20 protein-coding genes are annotated in these 18,731 nt (G+C 67.3%); 9 read left to right on the top strand and 11 right to left on the bottom strand.

Going from position 1 to position 18,731, the window contains the following annotated elements; translation table 11 throughout:
- Window position 1 precedes the first annotated feature (1 nt).
- The gene (locus AB8808_RS10570) at window positions 2-436 is read left to right on the top strand and encodes a type IV pilin protein (RefSeq protein ID WP_285404754.1); all 435 of its coding nucleotides are present in this window, start codon (window positions 2-4) and stop codon (window positions 434-436) included.
- Window positions 427-1,059, top strand: coding sequence for a GspH/FimT family pseudopilin (locus tag AB8808_RS10565; protein WP_369929166.1), 633 nt, complete (start codon window positions 427-429; stop codon window positions 1,057-1,059). The genes AB8808_RS10570 and AB8808_RS10565 overlap by 10 nt, the downstream gene beginning before the upstream one ends.
- 9 nt (window positions 1,060-1,068) lie before the next feature.
- On the opposite strand, the gene AB8808_RS10560 is transcribed toward AB8808_RS10565, so the two are convergent.
- Window positions 1,069-1,605, bottom strand: coding sequence for a YaeQ family protein (locus AB8808_RS10560; RefSeq protein WP_369929165.1), 537 nt, complete (start codon window positions 1,603-1,605; stop codon window positions 1,069-1,071).
- 115 nt (window positions 1,606-1,720) lie between these two features.
- Between AB8808_RS10560 and AB8808_RS10555 the strand changes: the two genes are divergently transcribed.
- Together AB8808_RS10555 and AB8808_RS10550 are read left to right on the top strand one after the other, a co-directional pair.
- Window positions 1,721-2,563, top strand: a complete 843-nt coding sequence (locus tag AB8808_RS10555; RefSeq protein WP_369929163.1) for a class I SAM-dependent methyltransferase — start codon at window positions 1,721-1,723, stop codon at window positions 2,561-2,563.
- Window positions 2,564-2,633: 70 nt separating this feature from the next.
- The gene (locus AB8808_RS10550) at window positions 2,634-3,386 is read left to right on the top strand and encodes a hypothetical protein (RefSeq protein ID WP_369929161.1); all 753 of its coding nucleotides are present in this window, start codon (window positions 2,634-2,636) and stop codon (window positions 3,384-3,386) included.
- On the opposite strand, the gene AB8808_RS10545 is transcribed toward AB8808_RS10550, so the two are convergent.
- Complete coding sequence (locus AB8808_RS10545; protein WP_369929159.1) at window positions 3,357-3,905, bottom strand: DUF2878 domain-containing protein; 549 nt, start codon at window positions 3,903-3,905, stop codon at window positions 3,357-3,359. The two genes, AB8808_RS10550 and AB8808_RS10545, sit on opposite strands and share 30 nt — an antisense overlap.
- A 150-nt stretch (window positions 3,906-4,055) precedes the next feature.
- On the opposite strand from AB8808_RS10545, the gene AB8808_RS10540 reads away from it, so the two are divergent.
- Both AB8808_RS10540 and AB8808_RS10535 read left to right on the top strand, forming a co-directional pair.
- Window positions 4,056-6,614: a bifunctional diguanylate cyclase/phosphodiesterase gene (locus tag AB8808_RS10540; protein WP_369929157.1), complete on the top strand. Its 2,559-nt coding sequence runs from the start codon at window positions 4,056-4,058 to the stop codon at window positions 6,612-6,614.
- 27 nt (window positions 6,615-6,641) lie between these two features.
- Entirely contained in the window at window positions 6,642-7,322 is a 681-nt protein-coding gene (locus tag AB8808_RS10535) for an HAD hydrolase-like protein (RefSeq protein ID WP_369929155.1), read from the top strand.
- Here the strand turns inward: AB8808_RS10535 and msrA are convergent.
- The 3 genes from msrA to zwf form a co-directional block, all read right to left on the bottom strand.
- The gene (msrA, locus tag AB8808_RS10530; RefSeq protein WP_369929153.1) at window positions 7,279-7,782 is read right to left on the bottom strand and encodes a peptide-methionine (S)-S-oxide reductase MsrA; all 504 of its coding nucleotides are present in this window, start codon (window positions 7,780-7,782) and stop codon (window positions 7,279-7,281) included. The two genes, AB8808_RS10535 and msrA, sit on opposite strands and share 44 nt — an antisense overlap.
- Window positions 7,779-8,240, bottom strand: a complete 462-nt coding sequence (msrB, locus tag AB8808_RS10525) for a peptide-methionine (R)-S-oxide reductase MsrB (protein ID WP_369929151.1) — start codon at window positions 8,238-8,240, stop codon at window positions 7,779-7,781. The genes msrA and msrB overlap by 4 nt, the downstream gene beginning before the upstream one ends.
- A 97-nt stretch (window positions 8,241-8,337) precedes the next feature.
- Window positions 8,338-9,825, bottom strand: coding sequence for a glucose-6-phosphate dehydrogenase (gene zwf, locus AB8808_RS10520; protein ID WP_369929149.1), 1,488 nt, complete (start codon window positions 9,823-9,825; stop codon window positions 8,338-8,340).
- Between the two features lie 192 nt (window positions 9,826-10,017).
- On the opposite strand from zwf, the gene AB8808_RS10515 reads away from it, so the two are divergent.
- A complete protein-coding gene (locus AB8808_RS10515; RefSeq protein ID WP_369929147.1) occupies window positions 10,018-10,764 on the top strand; it encodes a glucose 1-dehydrogenase in 747 nt (248 codons plus the stop codon).
- A gap of 78 nt (window positions 10,765-10,842) precedes the next feature.
- On the opposite strand, the gene AB8808_RS10510 is transcribed toward AB8808_RS10515, so the two are convergent.
- From AB8808_RS10510 to AB8808_RS10500, 3 genes are all read right to left on the bottom strand, one after another.
- Window positions 10,843-12,753, bottom strand: a complete 1,911-nt coding sequence (locus AB8808_RS10510) for a methyl-accepting chemotaxis protein (RefSeq protein WP_369929145.1) — start codon at window positions 12,751-12,753, stop codon at window positions 10,843-10,845.
- A gap of 81 nt (window positions 12,754-12,834) precedes the next feature.
- On the bottom strand, window positions 12,835-14,475 hold the full coding sequence (gene pgm / locus AB8808_RS10505; RefSeq protein WP_369929143.1) for a phosphoglucomutase (alpha-D-glucose-1,6-bisphosphate-dependent): 1,641 nt from the start codon (window positions 14,473-14,475) through the stop codon (window positions 12,835-12,837).
- A gap of 104 nt (window positions 14,476-14,579) precedes the next feature.
- On the bottom strand, window positions 14,580-15,272 hold the full coding sequence (locus tag AB8808_RS10500) for a response regulator (RefSeq protein ID WP_369929141.1): 693 nt from the start codon (window positions 15,270-15,272) through the stop codon (window positions 14,580-14,582).
- Window positions 15,273-15,344: 72 nt separating this feature from the next.
- Between AB8808_RS10500 and AB8808_RS10495 the strand changes: the two genes are divergently transcribed.
- Together AB8808_RS10495 and AB8808_RS10490 are read left to right on the top strand one after the other, a co-directional pair.
- Window positions 15,345-16,184 carry a histidine kinase gene (locus AB8808_RS10495; RefSeq protein WP_369929139.1) on the top strand — a complete coding sequence of 280 codons (840 nt, stop codon included), beginning with the start codon at window positions 15,345-15,347 and terminating at the stop codon, window positions 16,182-16,184.
- Window positions 16,185-16,217: 33 nt separating this feature from the next.
- Entirely contained in the window at window positions 16,218-17,039 is an 822-nt protein-coding gene (locus tag AB8808_RS10490) for an NAD-dependent protein deacetylase (RefSeq protein WP_369931238.1), read from the top strand.
- Between the two features lie 15 nt (window positions 17,040-17,054).
- Here AB8808_RS10490 and tadA read toward each other — a convergent pair whose 3' ends face one another.
- From tadA to AB8808_RS10475, 3 genes are all read right to left on the bottom strand, one after another.
- Window positions 17,055-17,513 carry a tRNA adenosine(34) deaminase TadA gene (gene tadA, locus AB8808_RS10485; protein ID WP_369931237.1) on the bottom strand — a complete coding sequence of 153 codons (459 nt, stop codon included), beginning with the start codon at window positions 17,511-17,513 and terminating at the stop codon, window positions 17,055-17,057.
- A 105-nt stretch (window positions 17,514-17,618) separates the two neighbouring features.
- Window positions 17,619-18,191 (bottom strand): DNA-3-methyladenine glycosylase I, encoded by a 573-nt coding sequence (locus tag AB8808_RS10480; protein WP_369929138.1) that lies wholly within the window; start codon window positions 18,189-18,191, stop codon window positions 17,619-17,621.
- 30 nt (window positions 18,192-18,221) lie between these two features.
- Entirely contained in the window at window positions 18,222-18,683 is a 462-nt protein-coding gene (locus AB8808_RS10475) for a nuclear transport factor 2 family protein (protein ID WP_369929136.1), read from the bottom strand.
- Between the last annotated feature and the right edge of the window lie 48 nt (window positions 18,684-18,731).

The following is an 18,731-nucleotide window of genomic DNA, read 5'->3' as shown; positions in this document are numbered from 1 at the left end:
TATGCACACGTTCCGACATCGCCGCGGCTTCACCCTGCTGGAACTGATGATCGTGCTGGTCGTGATGGCGATCCTCGCGGCCATCGCCGTGCCCTCGTACACCAAATACGGCTACCGGGCACGACGCAGCGACGGGCAGAAGCTGCTGATGAGCATCGCCAACGCGCAGGAGCGCTATTACGCCCTGCACAACGCGTACGCGGACCTGGCGACGATCGGTTATGCGGCATCCACCACGGCGAATTCCGAAGCGGGCTATTACACGGCATCGGTCACCGTGACGGCAGTGGCATCGCTGGATGCCCAGGCCTATACCGCTACCGCCACGCCCGTTCCCCAAGGCGCGCAGGCGCGCGATGTCTGCGGCGCGCTGTCCCTGACCAGCACGGGCGTCAAGGCGCCCACCGGCACGACCAGCAACGGCACATGCTGGTGAAACGCATGCGCACGCGACGACAGGCTCGGCACCGCCAGCACGGCTTCAGCCTGCTGGAGCTCGTGGTGGCGATCGTCGTCGCGGCGATCCTTGCCGCCCTGGCCGTGCCGTCGTTCCGCACCATGTTGCAGAAGCATCGTCTGCGCGCCGCGACGGACAGCCTGCAGGCAGCGGTGCAGTACGCACGCACCGAGGCCGTCGTGCGCGCCAATTACGTGTCGGTATGCGCCAGCGCGGACGGGGCCACGTGCTCGTCCAGCAATCGCTACGACACCGGCTGGCTCGTCTACGTGCATCCGGTAGCGACCACGACAGCGACCGATGTCTATACGGCTAACGCGTCGGCCGGCATGCAGGTGCTGCGCACGGCGACTGCCTTCAACGGAATCGACGCGGTCGCCAGCGACGCCGCCGTGGTGACCTTCGGCCAGCAGGGCCAACTGGTGCCGCTGGCCTCGCGCACCAACCCCAGCCAGCCCATGGCCTTCGTGCTGTGCGCCGGTGCCACCGGCACCACCACGGGCGCGAACACCACGGCCGTGCCGGGGTCCCGCATCGGGGTCAGCCCCTATGGCGGCATCGCCTCGACCAAGCTGGCCACCACGGACGCGTGCACGCCGTAACCGGCGGGGTCAGGCCAGGACGTTCAACTCGACGGGAATCACGGCATCGCCGCTGATCACCTGCGCCTGGCCGTCCTGCATCATGAACTGGATCTGCATCGTGCGCTGGGTGAGCGCCGCCAGGGCTTCGACGGTGGCCGGCGCCACATCGACCACCGACACGTTCTTCGTCCGTGCCACGGCCGCGGCCGTCTTCTTCCACCACACCTCCGCGCCGCGACCGCTGTAGGTATAGACGATGACCCGGTTGGCGCGCCCGGCCGCGCGACGGATGCGCTGCTCGTCGGGCTGGCCCAGTTCGATCCACAGGTCGACCTCGCCGGTGAGTTCCTTGCGCCACAGGTCGGGCTCGTCGTCGGCGCTCAGCCCCTTGCCGAACACCAGGGCCTCGTCCGCGTTGAGGGCGAAGGCCAGCACCCTCACCATCATGCGCTCGTCGGTTTCCGACGGATGCTGGGCGAGTGTCAGGGCATGGGCCTGGTAGTAATGCCGGTCCATGTCGCTGACCTGCAGGTCGGCCTTGAAGACGGTGGATTTGAGTGCCATGAGGAATGCGCTTCGCTTCGGGTCAGCCGCAAAGCGTACAGGAAGCCCGGCAGCGCCATGCGTGGGCGGCGTGCCGTGGTTAAAATGACCGACTGCCCGTCGAAGGATACCGTCCGTGCCCCACTACTCCGGCCCGTTGCTGACACGCCCCGTCGTCGAGGCCTGGGATGCGGCACAGGCCCGTGGCGAGGACGCCTGGCGCGGCTCGCTCGACCTCGGCCGCTCGAACGACGAGGTGCGCCTGCACGGCGCAACGTGGAGCTGGCGCGGTGGGTGGTTCCCGCACCCCGGCAAACTGAAGGACCGCACCATCTACTGGTGGGACGGCGAGGCATTCGCGCCGGTCTCGCGTTTTGCCGGGTCGCTGATCAAGCTCGTTCCCACGCCGTGGGGCGCGCCCACCTTCGAGATCGACGGCATCAAGATGTTACCGACGGCCAGGGAATCCCCGTTCGACGACGCACGGCGCAAGGTCGCCCTGGTGCAGCCGCGCGGCAAGGTGGTGCTGGACACCTGCGGGGGCCTGGGTTACTTCGCCGCCTGCTGCCTGGACGATGGCGCGGCGCGGGTGGATTCGTTCGAGAAGAACGACGACGTGCTGTGGCTGCGCACGCTGAATCCCTGGTCGCCCGATCCCGATGCCGCCGGCAACGGCGGGCGCCTGCGGCTGTCGCATGCCGACGTGTCGGTGGCCATCGCCGGCCTGGCCGATGCCTCGGTGGACGCGCTGTTGCACGACCCGCCGCGCTTCGGCATTGCCGGCGAACTCTACTCGCAGGTGTTCTACGGACAACTGGCGCGCGTGCTGCGGCGCGGCGGTCGCCTGTTCCATTACACCGGCAGCCCCAACAAGCTCACCAGCGGACGCGACGTGCCGCGCGAGGTGGCAACACGGCTGGACAAGGCCGGTTTCAGGGCCGAGCCCGCGCTGGATGGCGTGTACGCGACACGCCGCTGACGCGGAACGCGCATCCCATCGCCGTCGCGGTCCGTATGATCCTCACGACGCCCCGTCCCTGTGAGGCCCCATGTCCGTTACGTCCGCTCGTCCCGTGCTCGTCCTTGCCGCCTGCGCCCTGGCACTGCCCGCCGCGGCCATGGAACGTTACCTCGGTACCGCTTACGCGCGCGGTGGCGACACCGTGCTCTATCGCGAGGTGCACCTGGGCGATGCCTCGCGGCATCTCATCATGTTCCAGTGCCCCGATGGCAAGCCCTTCGCTCGCAAACGACTGCATGCCGGCACGACACCGACGCAACCGGACTTCGATTTCACCGACGCACGCAACGGGTACGAGGAAGGCGTGCGCGGCGATGGTGCGCGACGTGTGGTCTATGTGCGCCGCGTCGGGGGACAGCGCAGCGAGCAGTCGCTGACGGTACCGCCGGATGCCGTCATCGATGCGGGATTCGATGCCTTCCTGCGCGCCCGCTGGGACCAGGTCATGGATCGCGGCACCTCCGCGCCGTTCCTCATGACCGGCAAGGGCAAGTTCTTCCCGGTCAAGGTCGTCGCGTCCGGGCGGGAGGGCACGGAGCGGCGCATCGCGTTGAAGCTGGACGCCTGGTATGGCTTTGCCGCACCGACGATCGACGTGACCTATACCGAAGCCGACCGTCGCCTGCGTCGCTATGAAGGGCCGGGCACCATCCGCGACGAACGGGGCAAACCCGCGGACGTCCGCATCGAGTTCCTGCCGGCCGATCGCACCGACGGTGTGCCCGACGCCGCGTGGGACCAGGCCCTGGCCCTACCCCTCGATGGACGCTGCCCCGCCTGATCCGAGACGATCCAGCGCAATGGCCAGCACCGCCATGGCCAGCGCCCAGGTGATCGCCAGCCACGTATAGCCGTGCCACGACGGCGCGGCGAGCAACACGGTATGCCAGCCGCGCGCCGCACCGGCATAGGACAACGGCCCGCCGATGGCACCCAGCAGGGCCGCCGGCCAGGGCCGCCCCGCCAGCCAGCGCATCGGGCCGGGCATGGTCACGGCGAACGACGCCCACAGGCCGAGAATCCAGCACGGCGGTCCACCGGGCCACGGTGCCGGCACGTTGGCCGCGTAGTGCACGAAGCCCAGCGCGGTCGCTCCGCCATCCACGACACCACCCAGCACGACAGCCACGCCGGCGAGCCGGAGCATGAGGCGACGCTCCCGCGCCATCGTGACCTGCCAGGCCACGAAGGCCACGGTAAAACCGGAAGCGAGCCAGCCGTGTTCGCCGCCCGCAGAGATGACCACGGCGAACCACAAGGCTTCGTAAACGATGAAAGTGACGATCGGAGAACGTAGCAAGGGCTTGTCCGGAAGGAAACACCAGCGCTGTTTACGTCACGGCGCCCGCCAAGGATGCACCCAGGGCATGCAGCGGTACAGCGGACGATTGCGGGCGACCCCACGAGGCTGTTAGCGTCCTGTCTCCCGGGGGATAGGCGTTCCATCGCCGTGGTCAACGAGTACAGGAAAACATCGGCGCTGGTACGGACCATCGGCCTTGCCGTGGGCGTCATCATCGGCGCCGGCCTCGCGGTGGTCCTGTTCCAGGATTACCAGCACCGTGTCCAGGCGGCGCATGCGCAGGCGCGTACGCTTGCCGATGGCGCGCAGCGCCTGGTCGATGCGCGCCTGAGGCAGCTGGAAATCGCGCTGATGGGCATCTCGGCCAGCGCGCACGACCTGAGGCTCACGGTGCCCAACGAGGCGAAGCCGCTGCTGGTGGACAACCTCAAGGACGCTATCGCGCGCCACGACCAGGTAGAGAGCATCGTGCTGCTCGACGCGAAAGGCCAGGCGGTGGGGCCCGGTGACGGCGAGCCCGCCATCGGGCAGTGGATCGGCCCGCCGGCGGCCGGCACCGACCTTCACATGGGGCCCATACAGCAGCGCGGGAACGGCTGGGTCATTCCCCTTGCCGTGCCGTTCGTGGACGGCGGCTGGCTGCTGGCCCGCATGCGCCAGGAGGATCTACAGGATGTCGTCGACAACCTGCATGCGGGGTCGCAGGATGTCGCGACGGTCATCGACCTCCACGGCACCATCATCGCCCGCACTGGTAACCATCCCGAGCTGATCGGCAAGCCGGTCGATATCCTGTTCGATCCGAACGACACCCGCGCTGGCCGCCGTATCAGCCAGGTCGACGGTGTGGATCGTCTCATCTCACTGGCCGCTCCCGGCCGCTATCCGCTGCGGGTGGGCTTCGGTGCGGCCAGCGGGGCCCTGTTCGGCAACTGGTATCCCGTCGTGGCGCTGACCGCCGCGCTGTATCTGCTCTACTGGATCGCGCTGTGGTACATCCTGGCCCGGATCGGCCGCGCCGAACGCGACCACCTGCGCTACGTGGGCGAGATCGAAACGGCCGAGCGGCGCTTCCGCATCATCTTCGACAAGAACCCCATGCCGTCCTGGGTGTACGACACCGACACCATGCGCTTCCTGGTGGTCAACCAGGCAGCCATCGATGCCTACGGCTATACGCGGGAACAATTCCAGGCCATGACCCTGCTGGACATCCGGCCCGCCACCGATGCGCGTGCGCTGCGAACGGCCGTGGAGGGACGCGGTGGTGGAGACGCCGTCGACAGCCGCCCGTGGACGCATCGCCGTGTCGACGGCAGCCTGTTGCAGGTGCTGATCCATGGCTCCGACATCGATTTTCCCGGCCACGTGGCCCGGCTGGTGGTAGCCGAGGACGTCACCGAGCGGCTGCGCAACGAACGCGTGCTGCGGCACCGGGCCACGCACGACGCGATCACCGGACTGCACAATACCGACGCCCTGCTCGATTTCCTCGACGAGGAGCGTCGCCGGGCCGGCGGCTACGAGCTGGCCTTCGTGCAGCTGCGCGGGCTGGAACTCATCAGCGACACCTTCGGGCAGGCCGTGGGCCAGGACGTGCTGCGGGTCATGGCCGACCGCTTCGCGGCCCTCAAGGGGCCGGGCACGGCCGTCGCCCATCGTCCGGCGGAGACCTTCGTCATGGCGATCATGGACGAAGACCGGCGCGGCGAGACACTGGCCGCGCTGATGCGTGCCGTGACCTCGCCGGTCAGCGTGCACGGCATGCTGCATATCCTGGAGCCGCGTGTGGGCCTGGCGGTCCATCCCCGCGATGGCGACCGCGCGGAGAAAGTGCTCGGCGCCGCCGCCCTGGCGGCGCAGATGGGCAGCGGCGCGCCCGGCACCTGGCACGTGTTCGAGGCGGCCATGGCCGCCGCGTCCATCAATCGCCTGAAGATGGCGGCGCAGATCCGCAGCGCGCTGGACGACGATACGTTCATCGTCCATTTCCAGCCCATCGTGCGCAGCAGCGACGGCGATATCGTCAGCATGGAAGCACTCATCCGCTGGCCGTTGCCGGATGGAGGCTTCGTCGCTCCGGATGTCTTCATCCCGCTGTGCGAGGAAACCGGGCTGATCGTGCCGCTGGGACACCGGGTGCTGCGGGAGGTGGGCCGTGCCTATGCCCGCATGGCGAGTGCGGGTTTCCCGAACGTCGCGCTGGCGGTGAACGTGTCGGCCGTGCAATTGCAGCGCGACGACATCGTGGCGGCGATACGACAGACCATCGCCGAGCACGACCTGCCTCGCGGCGCCATCCAGGTCGAGCTGACCGAAAGCGCGGTCATCGGCGACCAGGCACTACGCGCGATGGAGGCGCTCAGGTCGCTTGGCGTCCCCGTGGCGCTGGACGACTTCGGCACCGGCTTCTCCAGCCTCGCCTACCTGCGTGACCTGCCTATCGATGCGCTGAAGATCGACCGCGCCTTCGTCGCCGAGATCGACTCGGAACTGCGCTCGGCATCCGTATGCGAAGCCATCATCACCCTGGGCCGCACGCTGGGGCTGCAGGTGATCGCCGAAGGCGTGGAACGCGAGTCGCAGGCGCAATGGCTGATCGCGCATGGGTGCGATTACCTCCAGGGCTACCACGCCGCCGTACCGATGTCCGTGGACAACGTCATCGCCTTCCTCCAGCATCGACGCAAGGCACTCCAGGCGTAGAATGGGCGTCTTTTGCCGGAGCCTGCCGTGACGTTCCCGTTCTCCCTGGTCATCTTCGATCTCGACGGTACCCTGGTCGACAGCGCCACGGCCATCGCCGCCGCGGTCAATCGCACGCTCGAGGACTGGAAGCTGCCCCGGGTGGACGATGCGCGCATCGTCGACTGGATCGGCGAGGGCTCGCGCCAGCTGATCACCTATGCGTTCCGCGACGCCGGCAGCGATGCGGACATCGATGCCGTGATGCCGGGCTTCCTCGTGCATTACGCCGAAACCGCGCTCGATGGCGACGCCTATGACGGCGTGGTCGTCACGCTGCAGGCACTGTACGACCAGGGCGTGACCATCGCCGTGTGCACCAACAAGAACGAGGAGTTCGTGCGCCCCCTGCTCGACGCCCGCGGCATGCTGCCCTTCGTCGACGGCATCGCCGGGGGCAATACGCTGCCCCAGCGCAAGCCGAGTGGCGCACCCCTGCTCCACCTCGCCCGCCAGGCGGGGGTCGCCGTGGCGGACGTGCTCATGGTGGGCGATTCGGAAAGCGACGCACTGGCCGCGCACGACGCGGGCGTGGCCCTGGTCATGGTGAGTTACGGCTACCGTAAATCGCTGGACCTGATGAAGACGGGCGCGCTGGCGATCATCGATCGCATGCCCGACCTGCTCAACGTGCGCCGCGGCTCGGCAGGACCCAGTCCGGCCGGATGAAGTGGCAGGTGTAGCCGTTGGGAAACTTCTCCAGGTAATCCTGGTGCTCCGGCTCGGCTTCCCAGAAGTCGCCGGCCGGCGCCAGTTCCGTCACCGCCTTGCCTGGCCACAGGCCCGACGCGTCGACATCGGCGATCGTGTCTTCCGCGACCGCCTTCTGCTCGCCGTCGAGGTAGAAGATGGCGGAGCGGTAACTGAGGCCACGGTCGTTGCCCTGGCGGTTGGGCGTGGTCGGGTCGTGGATCTGGAAGAAGAATTCCAGGATCTTGCGGTAGCTGAGCACGGCGGGGTCGAACTCGATCTCGATGGCCTCGGCGTGGGAGCCGTGGTTCCGATAGGTGGCGTGGGGAACGTCACCGCCGGAATAACCCACGCGGGTGGCGATCACGCCCGGCTGCTTACGGATCAGGTCCTGCATGCCCCAGAAGCAGCCGCCCGCCAGGATCGCGCGCGAGCTCATGCCTCACCCCCGTCACGAGCGGCGAACTGGGCCGCATAGTCCGCATACCCTTCCTTGTCCAGGTCGGCCACGGGAATGAAGCGAAGCGAGGCTGAGTTGATGCAGTAGCGCAGGCCGCCCTTGTCACGCGGGCCGTCCGGGAACACATGGCCCAGATGGCTGTCGGCATGGGTGGAGCGCACTTCCGTGCGGATCATGCCGTGGGTGATGTCGCGCTTCTCCGCCACGTGCTCGTTCTCGAGCGGACGGGTGAAGCTGGGCCAGCCACAGCCGCTGTCGAACTTGTCCAGCGACGAGAACAAGGGCTCGCCGGAGACGATATCGACATAGATGCCGGGCGTGTGGCTGTCGTGGAACGCGTTCTGGAACGGACGCTCCGTGCCGCTTTCCTGGGTGACGCGGAACTGCTCCGGCGTCAGCCTGGCAACGGCTTCGGGGGTCTTGCGGTAGTCGGCCATGGGGCACTCCTCGAGGGGGATGGCGGCGTTCCACCGATAATGCGGGCAGCTTGCGTGGATGCAATGGCAACGCGCTGCCCGCCCGTGCCCGGCCCGTTCAGCCGGCGATGTCCTCGATCCAGCGGTGCCCGGCGCGACGCAGCAGCTCGCGTGCCGCATCCGGACCCCAGGTGCCCGCCTCGTAGGTGTCGGGGCCGTGCGTGTCCGTGTCCCAGGCTTCGAGGATCGGCGTCACCCAGCGCCACGCGGCCTCGGTCTCGTCCTTGCGCACGAACAGCGCCGGGCTGCCCTTCACGGCGTCCAGCAGCAGGCCTTCGTAGGAATCGCGATAAACCACGCGCGACGGGTCGTTCAACGTCGACAGGGCATCGACCTCTTCCAGGGCGAAGCGGTCGCCCGGCTGCTTCACGAACAGCGGCAGGCGGATGCTCTCGTTGGGCTGAATACGAATGCGCACCCGGCTGCCCGGGCGGGCGTCGCCGAACAGCCCGGCCTCCGCGGCACGGAACTGGATGACGATCTCGGTGAGTTTTTCGGGCATGCGCTTGCCCGAGCGCAGGTAGAACGGCACGCCCTGCCAGCGGGGGTTGTCGATCTCCGCCTTGAGCGCGACAAAGGTTTCCGTCGTGCTGGCCGAGTCGTCACCGAGTTCTTCGCGGTAGCCCGGCACCGGCTTGCCGTCGTGCTTGCCCTGCACATACTGACCACGCACCACGCTGGCCTCGAGGCGGTCGCGATCCAGCGGCTTGAGCGAAGTCAGCACACGCACCTTCTCGTCACGCAGCGCATCGGCTTCCAGCGAGGCGGGGCGCTCCATGGCGACCACGGTCAACACCTGCAGCAGGTGGTTCTGGATCATGTCGCGCAATGCGCCGGAGCCGTCGTAGTAACCGCCGCGCCCCTCGAGGCCCACCGTTTCCGCCGCGGTGATCTGCACGTATTCGATGGACTCGCGATCCCACATGCGCTCCAGCATCGGGTTGGCAAAGCGCAAGGCGATGATGTTCTGCACCGCCTCCTTGCCCAGGTAGTGATCGATGCGGAAGATCGTGTTCTCGGGGAAATGACGGCCGACGCCTTCGTTGACCTTGCGTGCGGTTTCCAGGTCGGTCCCGATGGGTTTTTCCAGCACGATGCGCGACTGGGCAGTGCGCAGGCCCTTCTCGTCGACGTTGCGCGCGATGTCGCCGTACAGGTCGGGCGCCGTGGCCAGGTAGAACACGCGAACGCGATCCTCGGCGGCATCCTTTTCCAGCAACGACTTCAGGCCGTCCCAGTTGCCTCCCGCTTCGGCACCGTTGAGGCTGACATAGTGCACGCGCTCGAGGAAACGACTCGCCGTGTCGTCCGTGTATTCGTCCTCACGGATGAATTCCTTCAGGGCCTTCTGCGCGCGTTCGCGGTACGAGGCATCGTCCAGCGGCGAGCGCGCCGTGCCCACGATCCGCGCATCGTCGGGGATCTGGCCTTCGGCAAAGCGCCGATACAGCGCGGGCAGCAGCTTGCGCATGGTCAGGTCGCCCGTGGCGCCGAAGATCACGTAGTCGAACGAGTCGACGGGTTCGAGCGTGGTCGAAGTAGTCATGGTGCGTATTCCCGGCAGTGTCCCGATCATCAATGCGGCATTGCATCATGGATTCAAGGCCAGCGCACCCCGTTACTGTTGCGCGCCACGCACAAATGTTTTGACCGGCGACCTATGACACCCGGGCACCGGGCATCCCCATGCAAGGGACCAGCGGCGGCCATACCGGCGGTCGGTCACGGGAATACAACCATGAGCAAGCTGAAAGACAAGGTCGCGCTGGTCACCGGCGCGTCCAAGGGCATCGGTGCGGCCATCGCACGCGCGCTGGCCGCCGAAGGCGCCTCTGTAGTGGTCAATTACGCCTCGAGCAAGACCGGCGCCGATGCCGTGGTCGCGGCGATCGAAGCCGCGGGCGGCAAGGCGTTCGCCGTGGGCGGCGACGTGTCGAAGCAGGCGGACGCCGAAGGCATGGTGGCCGCGGCCATCGCGCAGTTCGGCCGCCTGGATATCCTGGTCAACAACGCGGGCGTCTACCAGATGGCCCCGATCGAGGAGACGACCGAGGCCCTGTATCGCCGCATCTTCGACATCAATGTACTCGGCACCCTGCTGGTCACCCAGGCGGCATCCCCCCATCTGGGCCAGGGCGCCAGCATCATCAATATCGGGTCCACGGTGTCGCGGATCACACCGCCGGGCAGCGCCGTGTATTCGGGGACCAAGGGCGCGGTGGACGCGATCACCGGCGTGCTGTCGCGCGAGCTGGGCGCCCGCGGCATCCGGGTCAACGCGGTCAACCCGGGCATGGTCATCACCGAGGGCGTGCATACGGCGGGTTTTGCCGGCGGCGACTTCGAACAGTGGGCGGTCGGCCTGACCCCGCTGGGTCGCGTGGGCCAGCCGGACGACATCGCGCCGGTGGTGGCGTTCCTCGCATCCGACGAGGCCAAGTGGCTCACGGGCGAGCTGATCATCGCCTCGGGCGGCATGCGCTAAACCCTGCCGGGAGGCACGGAGACGAACGACGCCAGCGCCGGGGGCCCCTATCGAAGGCGCCGGCGCTGGCAGGGTCGGTCAGAGCTTGAAGCCGCTCACCACCGACTCCAGCGTGCGGGTCTGGTCTTCCAGGGCCTTGGCCGCGGCCGCCGCTTCCTCGACCAGCGCCGCGTTCTGCTGGGTCATGTCGTCCAGCTGCGTGACCACGCCACTGACCTGCTCGATACCCTGGCTCTGCTCGTTGCTGGCGGCCATGATTTCTTCCATGAAGGTGGCCACATGCGCCACGTTGCCGGTCAGTTCGCCGATACGCTGGCCCGCCACGCGGACCAGCGACGAGCCCCGTTCCACATCATCCACGGATTCCGCGATCAGCGTCTTGATGTCCCGGGCCGCCTTCGCCGAACTCTGGGCCAGGCTGCGCACCTCGCCCGCCACCACCGCGAAACCGCGTCCCTGCTCACCGGCACGCGCCGCTTCCACCGCCGCGTTCAGCGCCAGCAGGTTGGTCTGGAAGGCGATGCCGTCGATGACCCCCACGATATCGGCGATGCGGGCGGACGACCGGGTGATGGCGTCCATGGTCACGACCACTTCGTCGACCGTGCCACCGCCGCTACGCGCCGCGGCCGCCGCATCGCGGGCCAGCGTATTGGCCTGACGGGCGTTGTCGGCGTTCTGTCGCACCGTGGCGGTCAGCTCTTCCATCGACGCGGCGGTTTCTTCCAGGGAGCTGGCCTGCTCTTCCGTGCGCTGGGACAGGTCGAGGTTGCCGCTGGCGATCTGCGTGGCGGCCGAGGAAATGGCCGCGGAGCTGTCGCGCACCTGCCGCATCATGCCCTGCAGGCGGGCGATGAAGCCGTTGAAGCTGTCGACCACGCCGTTGTATTCGGTGCCCTTGCCGTAGCTGAGCCGGCGGGTGAGATCCGCTTCACCGGAATTGAGCTCGTCGATATTGGTCTTCAACGTGGCCAGCTGGTTCATCAGCGCGCGGATGCCCAGCACCAGCGCGATGAGCAGCAGCGCGGCGAGCGGCACCTGCACCGCGGCCAGCTTGGTCAGCACACGGGTGCTGTTCTCGGTGAGCAGGTGGGTAGGCAGGCTGGTGGCGAGCACCCAGGGCGTACCGGCGATCGGCTTGAGGAACAGCGTGTGCGATTCGCCGTCGGCGTCGTAGTCGCGCTCGACCTGGCCACCCTTGGCCACGCCCGGGAGGGCATCCTTCACCTGGGCGATCATGGCCGAGCTGCCGGCCAGGTCGGCGATCTTTTTCAGGACGATGTCGTCCTTGATATACGTGCTGTTGCTGACGACGGTGCCGTTCGGCTCGACGATCAGGATCTGGCCGTGCACCTTCTTTTCCATGTCCGCGACGAGGCGGTTGAAGAAGCCGAGCGTGACGTCCACGGTGGAGACGCCGAAGATCTCGTCCCCCTTGTAGATGGCCATGGCGCAGTTGGTACGCGGCTGTGCGCTCGCGTCGTCCTTATAGGCATCGGCCCAGAGGCAATGGCCACGCGGTGCGCTCAGGCCGTTCTTGTACCAACTCTGCTCCCAGTACTTCAGGGCGTCGGGCTGGTTCCAGTGCGTGTTGACCATCAGCTTGCCGCTGGCGTCGCGGGCGAAGAAGGTGCTGTCGCGCTCCTTGGTGGGCTCGCGCTTGAACGGCAGCGGCCAGATGCCACCGCCGAACACGTCGGCGTCGCCGTACTGGTCCACCAGGCCAGGCTGCAGCCGGTCGATGGACGGGCTGTCCATCAGCGCCACCGTCTGCGTGATGCTGCGCTGCTGCGCCTCCACCTGGTGCAGCTTGTTGGTGATGACCGCGCCGATCTCGTCGACATTGCGCCCGACCAGTTCCGCCTCGCTGGCGCGCAGGTCCGGGCTGACGAAGAGCCGGATAACCACCAAAGTGAGCGCCACGAGGACGAGGAAATAGGCCGCTACCGCAACGGTGTAGCGGGCCTGGGTCGATTTGAGAAGAGTCACGCGGGGCGCCCGGAATGAAGGAGACACATCCTTGACGGCGTATTCGGCACAATCTTTAGCCGCCCCGCGGCGAAGTTTTTTTCAGCCGAGCGCCTTGTCCACCATGGCCTGCGCTTCGGCCAGCACCTGGGCGAGATGATCGGGCCCACGGAAGCTTTCCCCGTAGACCTTGTAGATGTCCTCGGTGCCCGACGGGCGTGCCGCAAACCAGGCCTGGCCAGAGCTGACCTTGATCCCTCCGATGGGCTGGCCACCGGCCTGGTTGACCACGGCGACGATGGGATCGCCCGCCAGGGTCTTCGACTCCACCCGCTCGGGGGAAAGCTTCGACAACGTGGCCTTCTGCGCATGCGAGGCCGGCGCGTCGATGCGCGCGTTGGCCGGGTCGCCAAGCTCAGCGGTGATCCCGCGATAGATCTCGCCCGGGTCGCGTTCGAGTCGGGCCGTCATTTCGCCGGCCAGCAACGCCGCGACGATGCCATCCTTGTCGGTCGACCAGGCCGAACCGTCCCGGGACAGGAAGGAAGCGCCGGCACTCTCCTCGCAACCGAAGCCGAGGCTGCCGTCGTAGAGGCCGGAGACGAAATACTTGAAGCCCACCGGTACCTCGCGCAGGGGCCGGCCCAGCTTCGCGGCGACGCGATCCAGCAGACCGGTGCTGACGGCGGTCTTGCCGACCGCGGCGTCGGCGCGCCAACCGGGCCGGTTCTGGAACAGGTACCACGCCGCCGCCGCGAGGTAATGGTTGGCGGGGAGCAAACCGGTGCTGGGCGCCACGACGCCATGGCGATCGTGATCGGTGTCACAGGCGAAGGCGACCTGGAACTTGTCCTTCAGCCCGATCAGGCGCTGCATGGCATAGGACGACGACGGGTCCATGCGCACGCGACCGTCCCAGTCCAGCGACATGAAGGAGAACGTGGTATCGACGGCTTCGCTGACCACGGTGAGGTCGAGCTTGTAGCGCTCGGCGATCGCACGCCAGTAATGGACACCGGCGCCACCGAGCGGATCGACGCCCATGCGGACGCCCCTGGCACGAATGATGTCCAGATCCAGCACGTCGCCGAGATCGCTCACGTAACGATCAAGGAAGTCGTACTCGGTCGTGGTGGAGGCCTTGATCGCCTGCGCGAACAGCTGCCGCTTCACCTCGCGCAGTCCGCCCTCGATCAGCACGTTGGCGCGCTGCGCGATCCATGACGTGGCGTCGGTATCGGCGGGGCCGCCGTGCGGCGGGTTGTACTTGATGCCGCCGCTCTCGGGCGGATTGTGCGACGGGGTGATGACGATGCCATCGGCCAGGCCGCTTTCACGCCCGCGATTGAAGACGAGGATGGCATGCGAGACGGCCGGCGTGGGCGTGAATTCGCCGCCATGGGAGACGTAGGTCGCCACGCCATTCGCGGCCAGCACCTCCACCGTGCTTTCGAACGCGGGAGCGGACAGCGCATGAGTGTCGATGCCCACGAACAGCGGACCGTCGATGCCTTCCTTGCGGCGGTATTCGCAGATCGCCTGGACCACGGCCTGCACGTGCCATGCATTGAACGAGCGGACCAGCGACGAACCGCGGTGGCCGGATGTCCCGAACACCACGCGCTGCTCGGGCACCGACGGATCGGGCTGCAGGTCGTGATAGGCGGCAAGCAGGGCGGCGATGTCCACCAGGGGGGCTTCCGTGGCGGGTTTGCCCGCCAGCGGGCTGATCTTGGCACTCACCGATACGTCTCCTTGCGTGGTGCCGTCGTGGCACCGGACCTTCACATTGTAGGCATGGCGCCTGAACGCCGATGTCAAACCGGCGTGCACTTTTGAGATTTTTTCTATGTCCCGCCGGTACGGCTACGACTATGTTGGCCCGCGGCCTGCACACCGGCCGGCGGCAGTCGCAGCCGCTCGATGTACTCGAAGATCTCCGCATCCGTCTCCAGCCGCAATTTGCGCATGGCATTGGTCTTCTGTTGGCTTATGGTGGACAAGCCGCGCCCCGTGGCCCGGGCGATGTCGGTCACGCTGTTGCCTGCGGCGAACAGGCGCAGGATTTCCAGCTCCCGCGGCGAAAGGTCGGCCAGCGTCCCCGTGCCGATGGGCTCGCCCTGGGGTGTGAAGATCATTTCCCGCACGGAGGCACCCAGGTAGACATGGTTCGACAGGATCTGCACCAGCGCCTCGGGGATCTCCCGCGTATCCCCCGACTTGCCGATCAGTCCGCGCACGCCGGCCTCGAGAATCTCGCGGTAAAGGGCGGGATTGGCCAGGGTGGTGATCACCATGACCGGCAGTTCGGGGTAGCGCCGGCGGATTTCCCCCAGCAGGGCAAGCCCGTCACGGCCCGGTTCGGGCATGCTGAAATCGGTGATCAGCGCGTCGCAGGGCTTACTCGCCAGCACGGCGAGCAGTTCGTCCGGCGACTGCGCCTCGCCGACCACATCGGCCAGGCCGTCCTTCGTCAACGCCAGGCTGATGCCCTTGAGCACGACGGGATGATCGTCGGCCAGGATGACACGGTGAACCATGAGTAATCCTTTCTCGGTAGCCAGTCCGGGCCGCCACTCACCCTTCCAGGGCACCATCGGCGGGGCGCAGAGTTGAGCACATCGCGCCCATCACTGCCACTGCGACGACGCCTGCGTGCACGGCTGCTGGCAGGCTACGACCGCGTCGCACTCGCCTGCGCCCGCATCCGCGAAAGCCGCGACCTGCCGGCGTTGCTGTCCCGCATCGGCCAGCACTACGCCCGCATCGCGCAACGGCAGGGCAGCCAGCTGGAGATCGAGGTGGACCCGGCGCTGGCACACGACCTGGTCGGCCCCTACGCCACGCTGGGCCGCGTGCTGTGCCTCCTGCTGGATAGGGCGTTCGCGGTGCCCGGCAGCGTGCGGGTCGCCTTGCAGGTGGACGTGGTGGGCGACGATCCGGATGGCCAGATGGTCCATATCACCGTCGCGGACACCGGCAACGCGCTCGACGAACAGTGCCCGTGCCTGGCGAAGGCCGATGCCATGGTGGCCGCACTGGACGGCGTCCTGCATATCGAGTGTGCGGCCGACCGTGGCACCCGCATCATCGTGGAGATCACCCTCACCCTGCCCCGCGTACCCCCGCGCATCGATATCGAGACACTGCGCACCACGCTGGGCGGCACGTCCGCGCTGCGCGAGGTGATCGCGGCGCTGGATCGTTCGCTCAGCCGCGACCTGATCCAGCTGCACCTCCTGCTCGCGCAACCCGGCACGGCCGACCTGCAGGCCTGGCTGCACCGCGTATCCGGCGCACTGGGCATGGCCGAAGCCACGGACCTCGCTCGCATGGGGCTGCACCTCGAGCGACGCCTGGCGGAAGAACGCAGCCCCACCCTCGACGCGGCCATCCGGCGCTTCGGCGAGGACGCCGCCTGCGTGCTCGAAGTGCTTCGCAAACACACCTGACCGATCCGCTATAGTTCGCGCATCGTGAGCACCCTGCCCGCCATCGCCTCCGCCGACGATCCGCTGCGCGCCTTCGTCGATGCCCACCCCCGCCTGTTCGTGTTGACCGGCGCGGGTATCAGCACGGACTCCGGCATCCCCGATTACCGCGACGGCCAGGGGGCGTGGAAACGCCGTCCCCCGATGACCCTGCAGATGTTCATGAGCGGGCCGCCGGCGCGTGCCCGCTACTGGGCGCGCGGCATGATCGGCTGGCGTCATTTCGCCGCCGTCAGCCCGAACGCCGCCCACCGTGCGCTCGCGCGGATGGAACAGGACGACCGCATCGCGCTGCTGCTGACCCAGAACGTCGACGGCCTGCACGAGGCGGCAGGCAGCGTCGAGGTAGTGGACCTGCACGGGCGCCTGGACCGCGTACGCTGCATGCAGTGCGGCGACATCACCGGACGCGACGCCATGCAAAACCGGCTGATGAGCGCGAACCCCGCATGGCTGGCGATCCAGGCCACGATCGCACCCGATGGTGACGCGGACCTGGACGGGGTGGACTTCTCCTCCTTCGTCATTCCGGCATGCACGCTCTGCGGCGGCATCCTCAAGCCGGACGTGGTCTTCTTCGGCGAGAACGTGCCGCGTGCCCGTGTGGACACCGCCTGGGAACGCCTTGGCCAGGCCGACGCCATGCTGGTGGTCGGCTCGTCGCTGATGGTCTATTCCGGCTACCGCTTCGTCCTGGAAGCCTCACGGCGCGGCCTGCCCATTGCATCGGTCAACATCGGCGTCACGCGCGCCGACGCCCTGTTCGACCTGAAGATCGAGCGTTCGGTGACCGAGGTGCTGGCGCCGTACGCCTAGCGGCACTCACGAAAGCTAGCGGCGCGCGCGGAAGAACGCGCGCAGCATCGCGCTCGCCCTCTCCGCTTCCAGGCCGCCGACCACGGTCACGCGATGGTTGTGCAACGGGGAAGCCAGGGTGTCGAAGACGCTTCCCGCGGCACCCGTCTTGGGATCGGTCGCGGCATACACCACCCGGCCGACGCGCGCATGGATCATGGCCATGGCGCACATGGTGCAGGGCTCGAGGGTGACGTAGAGCGTGGAGCCGGGAAACCGGTAATTGCTCACCGCCTGCCCGGCCGCACGCAAGGCCTGGATCTCCGCATGCGCGGTGGGATCGTTCAGGGTGATATTGCGATTCCAGCCTTCGCCGATGACGACATCGTTCGACACCAGCACCGCGCCGACAGGGACCTCGCCCTCGGCGTCGCGGGCGTATGCAGCCAACGCCAGTGCACGCTCCATCCAGCGGCGGTCGGCTTCCGAGAACATGTCATCGCTGGCGACGTAGGGCGTGGACAAGGCAGGGGCATTCCCGGGACAAGGGGCGGATTCTACGTCGTTTAGGCGAGTCGGACGATGCGCCCACGCAGCCGGCTACGACCCGGCTTGCCGAGGCTTACGCCGGAAGCACGTCGCAGCATGATCGTCCACGATACCTACCGCCTGCATCCAGGCGTAGGTGATGGTGGGGCCGACGAACTTGAAGCCGCGCTTCTTGAGATCCTTGGAAATCGTCACCGACAACGGGGTCTGCGTCGGCACGCTACGCCCATCGCCCCGGATCACCGTGCCGTCGGTGAACGACCAGCAATACGCATCGAAGGTTTCGCCACGGGCGCGCATGTCCTCGTACACCCGCGCGCCGTTGATGGTGGCTTCGATCTTTGCCCGCGAGCGGATGATGCCGGCATCGTCGAGCAGGCGGACGATGTCCGCCTCACCGAATCGCGCCACCTTGGCCGGATCGAAGCCCTTGAAGGCCGCACGGAAGTTTTCCCGCTTGCGCAGGATGGTGATCCAGGACAATCCCGCCTGGAAACCCTCCAGCATCAACTGCTCCCAGAGCATGCGCGAGTCGTGCAGCGGCACACCCCACTCCGTGTCGTGGTACGCGGCGTAGAGCGGGTCGCTGCCGGCCCAGGCGCAACGCGTGGGTTGGTCGCTCACGCTATTTCCGTCATGGTGAGCACCATCGAGTTACAGACCCAGGTCGGACAGGCCCGGGTGGCCATCGGGACGACGCCCCTGCGGCCAGTGGAACTTACGATCGGCTTCGGCCAGGGGAAGATCGTTGATACAAGCGTAACGGTGGGACATCTCGCCGTCGGCGCTGAACTCCCAGTTCTCGTTGCCATAGGAACGGAACCAGTGGCCGCTGTCGTCATGCCACTCGTAAGCGAAGCGCACCGCGATACGGTTGTCGGTGAACGCCCAAAGCTCCTTGATCAGCCGATAATCCTGTTCCTTGAGCCACTTGCGCTTGAGAAACGCCACGATCTGCTCGCGCCCGGTAATGAACTCGGCACGGTTACGCCAGTGACTGTCGACGGTGTAGGCCAACGAGACTTTTTCCGGGTCGCGGCTATTCCATCCGTCCTCGGCCAGGCGGACCTTCTGCAGCGCGGATTCACGCGTGAACGGGGGAACCGGAGCGGCCATGGTCTGACGCCTGATGAGAAGGCTTCCATTGTACCGATGGGTACAGGG

The sequence above is a fragment of the Xanthomonas sp. NCPPB 2632 genome (assembly GCF_041228075.2).
In the GTDB taxonomy this organism is placed as follows: Bacteria; Pseudomonadota; Gammaproteobacteria; order Xanthomonadales; family Rhodanobacteraceae; genus Luteibacter.
This window is presented reverse-complemented; position numbering and strand designations above follow the sequence as displayed.